Raw genomic sequence first — 14198 nt, 5'->3', positions numbered from 1 at the left:
AATAAATTTAAAAATTCTTTATACTTTATAGCATTGTAAAGATTCCGGTTAGGATATGAAAAGATCATCTTAATTCAGGAAATAAAAATGAATAAAAACAAAAAGATATTTAAAGGTTAATGAAAATATGTTAAAATACAGTTGTATAGAGGCCAGCCAGCCAGCCAGCCAGCCAGCCAGCCAGCCAGCCAGCCAGCCAGCCAGCCAGCCAGCCAATACTTTAGGTGAGCCGTCCTTAAGTCAGGGTAATTTATCCTGTTTATCGCAACAAACGCATTTAATTGATGCCTTATCTTCATCCTCAGTAATTGAGCAACTACAGGTCAATAGTCATTTAAATCAATTACCATTTAGTCATTTAACATCACATTATCAATTTAAAAATAATCAAAAAGTTAGTCAGGAAAAAGCAACTACTCCAAATAAGAGTAAGACGCTGTTATTTAAACGTTCAACGTGGTTAGGGTTAAGTTTGCTGTTATGTTTAAATAATGCTGAAGCCTTATCGGCAGCAACTGCCAGTATTATTCATGGCAATCCCCCTTATGTCAGTTTTGATAATGGTCAAAGTAAAGCAACAAATTTATTAGAGTTATTGTCATTAAAATTAAGTGACGGACGAGAATGGATCCCGGCCACAAATGTTAATCTGTTAAAACCGAATGTTCCGGTAGATAATTCAAGTCCGGAATCGCCAATTATATTAGGCAGTGACTCAGACAAATTTTCAGATATGATCACATTTGTGCCACAAAATACATCTTCAATAGAATTAACTAAAGTATTAAATGCACCTAATAATTACTGGGGAGATGAAGATGGCGATGGCGACTTTACAGCGAGCGGAAACTTAACGGTGACCTGGTATGACAGTACAGGCAAGGATATTTCGAGTCTAGTAAGAGAATATCCTCCGACACGGAAATTAGAACCATGTAACGCACCTTATCGATTGGTCATTAGTGCGAATAATAGTGATATCGAAACCAAATATGGTGTGCCAAATAAAGGCGGGAGTCTTACCGGAGGTAGCCATACATATTATTTACGTCCAGAAGTCACAGAGCCTTATGTCTGTTTTGCTCAACCAGCAGTACCTTGGGATCCAGTAACAACAAATGCAGCATTATATCCAGATTTGGGCGGTCCCGATTGGTCAAACGGAAATGGTTTTATACCACAAGATATTCATAATCCAGGTAAAAATTTTCCGAGTACCGGATCTAATAATTTACATTTTGATTTAATTGTAGCTGGTATGACAGCTAAACAGATGATGAATAGTTATTCAGGTAATAACACTATTAATGCGGAATCAGGTACAGGTGTAATTTTAGATGTCAGGGTAAAACCAGGAGATAATCAGGATACCAGTAGCAGACTCAGAGTGACATTGAAAGGACCACGAGTGGACACAGCTAATAAGACATTTTCACCGTCAACGTTTCGCATAAATTATGCCGGAAAAGAGATTTATAGTTTTCGGCTGGAACGTTGGTATATTGCAAAACCAGCGGTTGTAAATACGTTTAATGAAGCTTGGAATTTTTGTTCAACTATGGGTTATGGTTATAGATTACCCGATGCGTCAGATCTAACAAATGTAACATTGGAAGGAAATGATTTAAATGGCAATTATTGGTCTGGTGGTATTCCTGGACGAAAAGAGCCACATTATCGTCGGCAATTAAGTTATCGCTCAAATGGCCAGTGGGTAGGTGGTTTAACAAATGAGTGGGGTTTTACCACAAAAGAGAATGGTTTGTACCCTGATAGTGATTGGCTAGATGCTGTTTTTTGGACAACTTTAGTTCGTGAAAATAAACATATGTTAATTGCGAGTTCTCAAGGTGCTGGAGTCGGTGAATTTACAGGTAACGAAACTTATTCAGCTGTTTGTGTAATGCCATAATGCACAATTAATAAAAAACAGTAGTGTAAGGGTAAAATAGACTGACGAAAAAAATTGCTTCCAGCATGCAAAGCGTGTTGGAAGCAATTTTTTGTATAAAACTTAATCAAGTTTATGGTGTAATGCTTAATCGTCAATAAATATCAGATAAATTTGCAGGGAATGTTAATGCTATTTACAAATAGTTGTTTTATAAAATGAACGTTGTATTTATTATGCTGTGACATATTTTACAAATCATTACAAAAAACTGTTATTTTTTTAGTAAATCTATTTTTAATAAATTTAAAAATTCTTTATACTTTATAACATTGTAATGTTTCTGGTTGGGATAAAAACAAATTATCTTAATTCAGAAAATAAAAATGAATAAAAACAAAAAGATATTCAAAGGTTAATGAAAATATGTTAAAATACAGTTGTATAGGGGCCAGCCAGCCAGCCAGCCAGCCAGCCAGCCAGCCAGCCAGCCAGCCAGCCAGCCAGCCAGCCAGCCAGCCAGCCAGCCAATACTTTAGCTAATCCGTCCTTAAGTCAGGGTAATTTATCCTATTTATCGCAACAAACGCATTTAATTGATGCCTTATCTTCATCCTCAGTAAGCCAGCAACTACAGGTCAATAGTCATTTAAATCAATTACCATTTAGTCACTTAACATCACATTATCAATTTAAATACAATCAAAAATCTAGTCAGAAAAGAGCAACTACTCCAAATAAGTGTAAGACGCTGTTATTTAAACGTTCAACATGGTTAGGGTTAAGTTTGCTGTTATGTTTAAATAATGCCGAAGCTTTATCGGCAGCAACTGCCAGTATTATTCATGGTAATCCCCCTTATGTCAGTTTTGATAATGGTCAGAGCAAAGCAACAAATTTGTTAGAATTACTGTCATTAAAATTAAGTGACGGACGAGAATGGATCCCGGCCACAAATGTTAATCTGTTAAAACCGAATGTTCCGGTAGATGATTCAAGTCCGGAATCGCCAATAGAGTTACCCAATGGCTCAGACCGATTTTCAGATATGATTACTTTTGTGCCGTCAAATGCATCTTCAATAGAATTAAATAAGGTATTAAACGCACCCAATAATTACTGGGGAGATGAAGATGGCGATGGTGACTTTTCGGCGAGTGGAAACTTATCGGTGACCTGGTATGACAGTATAGGCAATAATATTTCTGGGCAAGTGAAAGGTGATCCGTCACAAAAATTAGATCCGTGTAACGCACCTTATCGATTGGTCATTAGTGCGAATAATAGTGATATTGCCACAAAATATGGTGTGCCGAATAAAGGTGGAAGTCTTACCGGAGGTAGCCATACATATTATTTACGTCCCAAAGTCACAGAGCCTTATGTCTGTTTTGCCCGACCAATTATAACTTCAGATACAAGTACTTTTCCTGCGGAGCCTGATTTGGATGGTAAAAATTGGGCATCAGGTCTTGGATTTGTACCAAAACATGAACAAGCAAATATTCCTAGTGTCAATTTTCCGAGTACCGGATCGCATAACTTGTATTTTGACTTAGTGTTGGCTGGTGTAACGGCTAAACAGGTGGTAGGTAGTTATCCAAACAATATTGTTAATGCAGAATCAGGCGCAGGAGTAAGTTTAGATATACAAATTGCACCGGGACAAGATACAAAAACTGGTAATAAAGTAAGATTTACGGTGAAAGGACCTCGCTTTAACACAGCTGATAAGACATTTTCGCCGTCAACGTTTCGAATATACTATGACGGAAAAGTGATTTATAGTTTTCGGATGGAACGTTGGTATATTGCAAAGCCGGGCGTAGAAAATGATTTTAATCAAGCTAAAAATTATTGTGACAGTATGGGTTATGGCTATCGATTACCAGATCCTTCTGATTTAACCAATGCAAATAGTACACCTGGTTTTGGTTGGACAGGCGGAATAAAAGGGCGAACATCTACTATATATCGGCGGGAATTAAGTTATAAAGAAGGAGGACGCTGGATAGGAGGTTTAAGTAATGAGTGGGGATATACTTCAAATCTATTAGATATTTTTTATCCTGATTCTGACTGGGATGATGCTTATTTTTGGACAACATTTAATAATGGCGGAGAGCCTAGTTATCAAATATTAGTTGATATGTCAAATGGTTGTATAAGAATTGACTCCAATTATGATCGTCCACATGCAGTAAGTTGTGTAACGCCATAGCATAACTGAAAAGATAATAATTAAGGTATGGTTAAAAGTATAATCGCGATTGAATAGAGATGAAAATAAAAGACAAATTAGTATATAGCCAATTATGGGATCGAATATACTTTTTCAAAGAAGGCATGTTTGTGCAGCTTTACGGCGTATCGTTATATTTAGCGTTAAAGGAAATAAATTTAAATATAAAAGTCCATTATCGAAACTACAAAATGATACCGGATAAACCGATATTAAGGGCGGGTTTCCCAATAAGCGTATTAAATAAATTGGTACTAGGTGATTTAAAGGAACGAGAATTTGGTTATGAATTACCAGGTGCTTGGGAAAGAGATATAGAAGGTTATAGAAACTGGTATAGAGAGCAACTAACGATTTTAGGAATAGGAGCAGAAAAAAACCGGGAACATTTAATTGAAAAACAGTTAAAACCATTATGGTTGACGGAGAAGGAGTATTGTTTTTTATGTGGTTGGCGTAAAGGAAAATACCCACTAGAAACAGAGTATGAATTTATCTTGCGTTTGCAGCAAAAAATTGCATCCAGTAATGCGAAGCGTACTGGGAGCAATTTTTTGTATAAAACTTAATCAATTTTATAATGTTATGATTTAATGCTTAATCGTCAATACAATAAATATTAGATCTGTTTGCAGGGAATAATAATGTTAATTACACCTAGTGGTTTTTTATAAAATTAACTAGTTGTTATTATGCTGTGACATTTTTTACAAATCATTACAAAAAAAGCACTATTTTTTGGGTAAATCTATTTTTAATAAATTTAAAAATTCTTTATACTTTATGACATTGTAATGTTTCTGGTTGGGATATAAACAAATTATCTTAATTCAGAAAATAAAAATGAATAAAAACAAAAAGATATTCAAAGGTTAATGAAAATATGTTAAAATACAGTTGTATAGGGGCCAGCCAGCCAGCCAGCCAGCCAGCCAGCCAGCCAGCCAGCCAGCCAGCCAGCCAGCCAGCCAGCCAGCCAGCCAGCCAGCCAGCCAGCCAGCCAGCCAGCCAGCCAATACTTTAGGTGAGCCGTCATTAAGTCAGGGTAATTTATCCTGTTTATCGCAACAAACGCATTTAATTGATGCATTATCTTCATCCTCAGTAAGCCAGCAACTACAGGTCAATAGTCATTTAAATCAATTACCATTTAGTCATTTAACATCACATTATCAATTTAAATATAATCAAAAACCTAGTCAGAAAAGAGCAACTACTCCAAATAAGCGTAAGACGCTGTTATTTAAACGTTCAACATGGTTAGGGTTAAGTTTGCTGTTATGTTTAAATAATGCTGAAGCCTTATCGGCAGTAACTGCCAGTATTATTCATGGTAATCCTCCTTATGTCAGTTTTGATAATGGTCAGAGCAAAGCAACAAATTTATTAGAGTTATTGTCGTTAAAATTAAGTGACGGACGAGAATGGATCCCGGCCGCAAATGTTAATCTGTTAAAACCGAATGTTCCGGTAGATGATTCAAGTCCGGAGTCGCCAATAGTATTAAACAGTGGCTCAGATCGATTTTCAGATATGATTACCCTTGTACCACAAAATGAAACTTCAATAGCATTAAATCAAATATTAAATGCACCCAATAATTACTGGGGAGATGAAGATGGAGATAGTGACTTTTCAGCGAGTGGAAACTTATCAGTGACCTGGTATGACAGTATAGGCAATGATATTTCTGGGCAAGTGAAAGGTGATCCGTCAAAAAAACTCGATCCGTGCAAGTCACCTTATCGATTGGTGATTAGTGCGAATAATAGTGATATCGCCACAAAATATGGTGTGCCATATAAAGGCGAAAGTCTTGCCGGAGGTAGCCATACGTATTATTTACGTCCCAAAGTCTCAGAGCCTTATGTCTGTTTTGCTCAACCAACATTATATTGGGATCCAACAACGACAGATCCCGTAGCATATCCAGATTTGGGCGGTTCCGGTTGGTCAGATGGAAATGGTTTTATACCACAAGATATTCATAATCCAGTTACAAATTTCCCGAGTACCGGATCAAATAATTTGTATTTCGATTTAATTGTAGCCGGTATGACGGCACAACAGATGATAAAAAGTTATTCAGGCAATACCATTATTAATGCACAATCAGGTACAGGTATAACTTTAGAGATTAAGGTAAAACCAGGGACAGAGACCAGTACCAGTAACCGGTTAAGAGTGACATTAAAAGGTCCACGAATTGACACAGCTAATAAGACATTTTCGCCGTCAACGTTTCGCATAAATTATGCCGGAAAAGAGATTTATAGCTTTCATCTGGAACGTTGGTATATAGCAAAACCAGCGGTTGTAGATACGTTTGATGAAGCCTTGCAATTTTGTACAACTATGGGTTATGGCTATAGATTACCCGATGTGTCGGATCTGACAAATATAAGATTGGATGGTCAAGATTTAAATGGTAATTATTGGTCGGGAGGAATACCGGGACGAAAAGAAGGACATTATCGTCGACAACTAAGTTATCGTTCAAATGGTCAATGGGTAGGCGGTTTAACAAATGAGTGGGGATATACCGCAACAAGTCATGATTTTTACCCGGATAGCGATTGGTTAGATGGTGATGTTTGGACAACGCTTCGTCAGGAGGGGGAGATACCCCGTCGTATTTTAATTGAGATGTCTCAGGGTGCTATGCGGTTTGAGGAAAATCATTACTATCCTTATTCGTCAGCTTGTGTAACGCCATAGTGTAAGTGAAAAGATAATAATTAAGGTATGGTTAAAAGTATAATCGTGATTGAATAGAGATGAAAATAAAAGACAAATTAGCATATAGCCAATTATGGGATCGAATATACTTTTTTAAAGAAGGCATGTTTGTGCAGCTTTATGGTGTATCGTTATATTTAGCGTTAAAGGAAATAAATTTAAATATAAAAGTCCATTATCGAAACTACAAAATGATATCGGATAAGCCGATATTAAGAGCGGGTTTCCCAATAAGCGGATTAAACAAATTGTCAATAGGCGATTTAAAGGAACGAGAATTTGGTTATGAATTACCAGGTGCTTGGGAAAGAGATATAGAAGGTTATAGAAACTGGTATAGAGAGCAACTAACGATTTTAGGAATAGGAGCAGAAAAAAACCGGGAAAAGTTAATTGAAAAACAGTTAAAGCCATTATGGTTGACGGAGAAGGAGTATTGTTTTTTATGTGGTTGGCGTAAAGGAAAATACCCACTGGAAACAGAGTATGAATTTATCTTGCGTTTGCAGCAAAAAATTGCATCCAGTAATGCGAAGCGTACTGGGAGCAATTTTTTTGATTAAATTTTAAGCTCTATATTGTGGTGATTTATATAGAGCTGACATTTACCAGTTACTTTATAAAATTTCACGAATCATTAAAAGTTGCATTTGCTAAATTTGTGTAAGTTATTTATACTCTACTGTATATAACGATTATAAATTTTCAAAATAAAACAATCGGATGCCCTGACAAAGGAATAATAATATGTTAAAATACAATTGTATAGAGGCCAGCCAGCCAGCCAGCCAGCCAGCCAGCCAGCCAGCCAGCCAGCCAGCCATAATTTATATATAATTACGCGACACCAATTTTTTAAATTAGTTGTTACCAATTCGGCAAAATCCCTCAAGTCTGCATTAAATTCAAATTCAAATTCAAATGTAAATTTATCAAGATTTATATTTCTACCCTTAAAACCAGTATTACTTAGCTTAGGTTTATCATTAACTGTTAATAGTGCTTATGGATTAATGGCCAAAACAGCTGAAATCATTCATGGCAGTTCACCCTATATAACTTTTGACGAAGGCGTAACCAAGATAAATGACACCAGTACACTGTTAGGTATCACTTTATCGGATGGTAAAATAATTAAAGCAGACGATGATGTATCAAGTGAAAGCAACCCGATAGAATCCCCCAATGTTGCAGATACGTTTGCTAAAATACAGACGGCAGTACCTTTACCTGATACCGGTAATAATAATTATCCAACTATTAATATGAATGATTTAGTTAAAGCGCCATATAATTATTTTGGCGATGAAGATGGCGATAGTGATGCCATTAGTACAGGAAGTATTACGGTAAAATGGGAAAGCAAAAAACTAAATTGGTGGGGGGGATACTATTATGCTGATATTACATCAACTGTTAAAAGTAATCCAGATACACTATTAAATCCTTGTGAAGCACCTTATATATTAACCATTACTTCAACCGATGGTCAGTTAAAGACCCAATATGGCATACCCAGTGTTAGTGAGTTTACTGGTGGCAGTCATAAATATTATATCACCCCAAATAAAGCAGCAGGATCGGTATGTTATGCGCAACCTAATTTGGCTAATGCATGGAATGGCGGGATGACTTGGTCAGCTGCAAAGGGATATATGGTATCAAATGCTGCTAATAGTGGTAACTATTTTGGAGAATCATCAATCTATAACAATAACTTTCCAAGTACCGGATCACATGGATTACATTTTTATTTATTAATGAAAGGTATTACGCCATCTGAAGTGGTAGCAATTAATGGTAATAAAGTCACTGCAGAAGAAGGAGGTAATGTAAGTTTAACTTTAACTGCTGGTAACACTAATCTTTGGGAAGCAGGTAACGACTATGGTTCAAGTGATTCATTAGGTGAAATAGAACCGGGTTTAAAGATAACCTTAAACGGACCCCGGTATAACACTGTAGGAGATAAAAGTTTCAAACCGGTTACATTTAAGTTATATGCAGATAGTAGTAAGAGTCGGTTGTTATACGAATTTCGTATAATGCGTTGGTATATAGTGCAACCTAAAGTAAAAGTAAATACACAAGCAGAAGCAAGGTCATATTGTGCAAGTTTGAGTAGTGGTTATCGGTTGCCGGATATGAATGATTACGTCAATACGCTTGATGAATGGATCGGTTGGGGAGAAGGCTTATGGGATAATGATTCCGAAAATTCCCGTCGTCAATTAAGTTATCAAGAAAGTCCGTCAAAGTGGCAGGGAGGAATAAATAATGAATGGGGATGTTTAGCTAATAGTTGGGAAACCGAAGATATTCGCAGTTATCAAAGTGGTACTAGTTCAAACCAGTGTAGTGGTTATGCCAATAGTGATTGGGATGTTTATATTGGTTATTGGAGTAACAGTATAGCAGAGAATGCAATGGGAGGATCACGTTATAACGGTCGCGGATTGATACTTAGATCGTATTTGGGGGATATAGATCTTTCATCTGATCATGACGATTCTACCTTTAATACCACTGGTGTTGCTCTGAGAGCTGCTTGTGTAACACCTTAACAAAGTAGTATTAGAGTTAAAGATCACTAGTTTTAACCTCAAAGAGTATTTGAGTTAACTTAAGGGTATTGGTTATAGGTGAGTAAAATAATACCGAACGAATAAATTAAACAGATTGGATCAGTTATGAATATAGAGCAGAAATTAAAACAGAGCCAGTGTTGTGATAGTATTTACTTCTTTCGCGAAGGAGTATTTGCACAGTTATTTGGAGTATCGTTATATTTGGCAATAACTGAATTAAAACTTGGCGTTAAAGTGTGTGGTTATCGTTATAAAAAACTTGATAATTTAATGGTGCTTAGAGCAGGATTGCCTATTTTGGTGTTAGAAAAACGTTACGCTACACAGTTGTTAAAACAATCTTATGGTTATGAAATTAAAGGAAATTGGCAAGTAGATCTAGCTAATTATAAAGCTTGGTATACCACGCAATTAAATGAGTTATTACAAGCGGAACAAATAATGAATAGTACTAATAAAGTTACCTGCAAGAAAACTCGACAAATCACCTTTCCAGAAAAAGGGTTAGATGAGAATTTAAATTTGCCACTTAGTGAGTAAAAGGGTTTATGTTAGTGTAATGGTACTTAAACAAGTATCTATTGGCAATTGAAGTTAAGTTTATTTGCGGACTTCTCTAAAAATTTCGTCCGGTGAAGCGTAGCGTAACAGGGCGAAATTTTTATGCCGGGAAAAATTGAGAGCAGATTAAATTTATCTTGTCAAGAAGTTTCAGGTTAACTATACGTTTTAATATAAATATGACAGTAACATAGCGTATCATATATATTTTTTAAATAAATAATAACTAATACTACCCATTAAAATTGTAATGGCATACAGTTTACCTAAACTAGACCAAATAACCGTAAAACTAACATCTTTCAGATAAATCTGTTTGCTGAGTTCAATAAAGTGACGAACCGGATTGAGTTCAGTTATATAACGTAAAAATAAGGGCATATTTTCGATTGGTGCTATAAATCCCGATAATAAAATGGCAGGTACCATAAAGGTGATAATACCAATAAATGCCTGTTGTTGGGTTGAACAGAGTGCCGAAATAAATAATCCAAATCCTACTAATGATAAGCCATAACTCATGATGCAAAGATAGTAGTATAACAAAGAGCCTTGAAATGGAATTTGATAAATGAAGATACTGGCAATAAGTATAGCACTACCTTGTAAGGTGGCAACAATAATCGCCGGCATAGCTTTGCCAATAAAAATTTGCCAAGTTGCTAAGGGCGAAATGCGTAATTGGTCAAGCGTGCCTTGTTCACGCTCACGGGCAACAGATAATGAGGTAACAATCATTACACCAATGGTGGTAATTAATGCAACTAAGGACGGCAAAATAAAATATTTATAATCTAAATTACTATTAAATCGATGACGTACAATTAAACCATTATTAGTCTGATCTAGGCGTTGTTGCTGATACTGCATAATAATTTGTTGAACATAATTGGCCGCAATTTGCGCACTGTTAGACTTACGACCGTCTAAAATAACCTGTATTTGGGGCGATTGCCCATTGAGTAATTTACGCGAAAAATCATCCGGAAATTGCACGACTAATAAGGCTCTTTGATGATTAATGGTATCGTTAATGGCTAACTGTGAGTCTAATACTAGTACTTTTGAAAAACTATTAGCATGCGAGAGACGATGAATCAGTTCGGTACTTGGTTCATCAATATTTGGTCTGAATACTGCAATAGTTGCATTAGTAACGTCAAGCGTTGCTGCAAAAGGAAAGATAAAAATTTGTAGTAAAACCGGCATGATTAAAATAATTCGAGTCTGTTTATCTTGCCATAATAGCGCCAACTCCTTTTTGATTAAGGTCAATGTGCGGTAATAAGTAGTATTTTTGATGAAATTTAACATAGTCTCCGGCCTTACCTTAATCTAGTTGTAATCGGGTTTTTTTAAGGATTGCGATAAATAACAGCAACATAAACATCAGTAAAAAACCAGTATTTACAATCAACATTGATAAAACATCACCGACTAAAAACAGGTTTTGTAAAATATTTACATAGTAACGCGCTGGAATGATATAGGTAAAAATCTGAATCACTACCGGCATACTACTAATTTCAAAAATAAACCCTGAGAGCATGACTGTAGGTAAAAAAGCGACATTTAAGGCGATCATGGCAGCATTAAATTGATTACGTGCAATAGTAGAAATAAGTAAACCTAATCCTAAAATCACAAATAAAAATAGACTACTTAAAATGAATAATAGCGTCACCTTTCCTCGAAACGGTACATTTAATATAAATACTGTTACCAAAAAACAGATAACTAAGGCAACTAACCCTAATAAGTAATAGGGGATTAGTTTAGAAAGAATGAATTCAAGTTTGGTCATAGGTGTGGAGAGTAATGCTTCCATTGTGCCACGCTCCCATTCCCGAGCAATGACCAAAGAAGTTAAAATTGAGCCAATAACCGTCATAATGATCGTAATTGCGCCCGGCAGAATAAAGTTTTTACTAATCGCAGCTGAGTTAAACCAAACATGTGAATTTATATCAATGCTTGCAGTTGGATGAATGAGCTGATTTTGGCCTTGTTGTTGCAACCAAATCTGCCAAATTCCTGATAGATAACCCTGCACAAAATTGGCCGTATTGGGTTCGCTACCGTCAGTTATCAGTTGAATTTTGGCTTGTTGAGTTTGCATTTGTTGGGCAAAATTTACTGGAATGATGACAATGCCTCGAATATCTCCACTACTTAATTTTGCTGATAAATTTTGTCGATTGCTATCAAATATTGGTTCAATATAGGGTGAACCATTTAATACTTGTACAAAATCATTTGCTGACTGGCTCTGTTGTTCAATTAACACACCTATGCGTACTTTGTTTGAATCCAAACTAATACCGTAACCAAAAAGGAACAGTAATAATAAAGGAATAACTACAGCAATGAGCCAGCTACTTGGATCACGAATAATTTGTTTTAGCTCTTTTTTACATAGTGTAACTGTGCGAGGCAACGAAAATATCATGCAGTTACCTCCTGTTGTGAATCAAGTACTAATTTAATAAAAGTTTGCTCCATTGTGGCATTGGCATTGATTTGTTGTTTTAGTTGACTTGGTGAACCTAAGGCAATCACTTTACCTCGGTTAATCAATGCAATACGATCACAATACTCTGCTTCATCCATGAAATGAGTCGTCACCATTACCGTGACACCTTTTTCAACTAAACTATTAATATGGATCCAAAATTCGCGCCGAGTGATCGGATCGACGCCTGAAGTGGGTTCATCGAGGAAAACAATTTCAGGTTTATGCATCAATGCACAGGCTAAGGCCAGACGTTGTTTAAATCCTAAAGGCAAGGATTCTGGTGTTTGTTCTAAAATCGGTTCAAAATTAAAAGCTGTTATCATCTCATTGATGCGTTCAGTTTGTTCACGCCCCATTAGACCATAAATACCAGAAAAGAAAGCTAAATTTTGCTGAACAGTTAATTTATCGTACAGCGAAAAACGTTGTGCCATATAACCAATACGCTGGCGCACATGAGTGGCACTTTTTTTGAGATCTAATCCCAGTACAAGCGCTTGACCAGAACTGATAGGTAGCAAACCGCACATCATTTTAAAGGTAGTTGATTTACCGGCTCCATTTGGACCTAGTAAACCGAATATTTCTCCGCGTTTAATGGCAAAATTAACATGATCAGTGGCTATAAAACGGCCGAAAGTCCGAGTCAGATCTTTCGCTTCAATGACAATATCGTTGGAGGTGTTTATAACGTTAGGCATGATTTTGGTTAATATTGATTGTTTATTTTCAATACCACCTAGTAGATCGATAAAGGCATCTTCAAAACGCCCTTGTGTTGCTATAAAAGTAATGTCGGTAGTAGGCAATTTGGTGATCACCTGCTCAATGGTTTGTTCCGGTTTTAAGATTAATCGAATATTATCGCCTTCTATAACGCCGTCGCTCACTTGGGGTAATTTTAGTGCAGCTTGTAATAACTGGCGATGTGGATAAGGCGAAGAGAGTAAATAAACTCGTTTGGCTACTTGTTGGTTAAGTAATGAGGGATCGCCTTGATAAATGAGTTGTCCTTGATTGAGGAGTAAGATATTTTGGCACTGTTCAGCCTCATCAAGGTAAGAAGTACTCCAGATAATCAGCATCCCTTGCTTAGCCAGTTGGTGTACCATGTTCCATAATTCCTGCCGTGAAATAGGATCTACTCCAACCCCCGGTTCATCAAGTAGTAATATTTGCGGATCACCCAGCAAAGTACAGGCAAGTCCTAATTTTTGTTTCATACCGCCGGATAAGTTGCCAGATAGACGATCGGTAAAACGGGTAAGATCGGTAAATTTGAGTAATTTAGCAAATAGCGGTTTACGGTCGTTTTGGGATATACCACGTAAGTCAGCAAATAAATTAAGATTTTCTATTACGGTGAGATCTTCATAAAGACCGAATTTTTGTGGCATATAACCTAAAATGGCACGTAATTGCGATCTCTCTTCAGTCGGATTTAATCCAGCTACCGTGATTTTCCCTTGTGTTGGCGAAAGGAGTCCGGCAAGCATACGTAGTAAGGTAGTTTTACCGGCTCCGTCAGGTCCAACTAATCCCGTTACCCCTTGACTTGAAATCGTTATGGATAATTGTTTAATTGCAGTTGTTGGTGATTGTTTTTTTTGTACAAACTGCTTTTCGACATGTTGTAAAACAATTTGATTACAAGCTTGCATA

10 protein-coding genes are annotated in these 14198 nt (G+C 36.4%); 7 read left to right on the top strand and 3 right to left on the bottom strand.

Features of this window, described 5'->3' with window-relative positions; all coding sequences use genetic code 11:
• Positions 1-127: 127 nt before the first annotated feature.
• From A9G11_RS09665 to A9G11_RS09635, 7 genes are all read left to right on the top strand, one after another.
• Positions 128-1912, top strand: coding sequence for a hypothetical protein (locus A9G11_RS09665; RefSeq protein ID WP_065619401.1), 1785 nt, complete (start codon positions 128-130; stop codon positions 1910-1912).
• A gap of 766 nt (positions 1913-2678) precedes the next feature.
• Positions 2679-4112, top strand: coding sequence for a hypothetical protein (locus tag A9G11_RS09660; RefSeq protein ID WP_065619400.1), 1434 nt, complete (start codon positions 2679-2681; stop codon positions 4110-4112).
• A 59-nt stretch (positions 4113-4171) separates the two neighbouring features.
• The gene (locus A9G11_RS09655) at positions 4172-4702 is read left to right on the top strand and encodes a hypothetical protein (protein WP_065619399.1); all 531 of its coding nucleotides are present in this window, start codon (positions 4172-4174) and stop codon (positions 4700-4702) included.
• Between the two features lie 328 nt (positions 4703-5030).
• Positions 5031-6851 (top strand): PT domain-containing protein, encoded by a 1821-nt coding sequence (locus A9G11_RS09650; protein ID WP_065619398.1) that lies wholly within the window; start codon positions 5031-5033, stop codon positions 6849-6851.
• Between the two features lie 59 nt (positions 6852-6910).
• Positions 6911-7435 carry a hypothetical protein gene (locus A9G11_RS09645; protein WP_065619397.1) on the top strand — a complete coding sequence of 175 codons (525 nt, stop codon included), beginning with the start codon at positions 6911-6913 and terminating at the stop codon, positions 7433-7435.
• A gap of 198 nt (positions 7436-7633) precedes the next feature.
• Positions 7634-9436 carry a hypothetical protein gene (locus tag A9G11_RS09640; RefSeq protein ID WP_065619396.1) on the top strand — a complete coding sequence of 601 codons (1803 nt, stop codon included), beginning with the start codon at positions 7634-7636 and terminating at the stop codon, positions 9434-9436.
• A gap of 126 nt (positions 9437-9562) precedes the next feature.
• The gene (locus A9G11_RS09635) at positions 9563-10000 is read left to right on the top strand and encodes a hypothetical protein (protein WP_065619395.1); all 438 of its coding nucleotides are present in this window, start codon (positions 9563-9565) and stop codon (positions 9998-10000) included.
• A 219-nt stretch (positions 10001-10219) separates the two neighbouring features.
• Here A9G11_RS09635 and A9G11_RS09630 read toward each other — a convergent pair whose 3' ends face one another.
• The 3 genes from A9G11_RS09630 to A9G11_RS09620 are packed head-to-tail and all read right to left on the bottom strand — an operon-like array spanning position 10220 to position 14197.
• Positions 10220-11335: an ABC transporter permease gene (locus A9G11_RS09630; RefSeq protein WP_065619394.1), complete on the bottom strand. Its 1116-nt coding sequence runs from the start codon at positions 11333-11335 to the stop codon at positions 10220-10222.
• Positions 11336-11351: 16 nt separating this feature from the next.
• A complete protein-coding gene (locus tag A9G11_RS09625) occupies positions 11352-12470 on the bottom strand; it encodes an ABC transporter permease (RefSeq protein ID WP_065619393.1) in 1119 nt (372 codons plus the stop codon).
• Positions 12467-14197 (bottom strand): ATP-binding cassette domain-containing protein, encoded by a 1731-nt coding sequence (locus tag A9G11_RS09620; protein WP_065619392.1) that lies wholly within the window; start codon positions 14195-14197, stop codon positions 12467-12469. The genes A9G11_RS09625 and A9G11_RS09620 overlap by 4 nt, the downstream gene beginning before the upstream one ends.
• Between the last annotated feature and the right edge of the window lies 1 nt (position 14198).

Origin of the sequence: Gilliamella sp. wkB108 (assembly GCF_001690195.1) — a bacterium.
GTDB classification, from domain to species: domain Bacteria; phylum Pseudomonadota; class Gammaproteobacteria; order Enterobacterales; family Orbaceae; genus Gilliamella; species Gilliamella apicola_L.
This window is presented reverse-complemented; position numbering and strand designations above follow the sequence as displayed.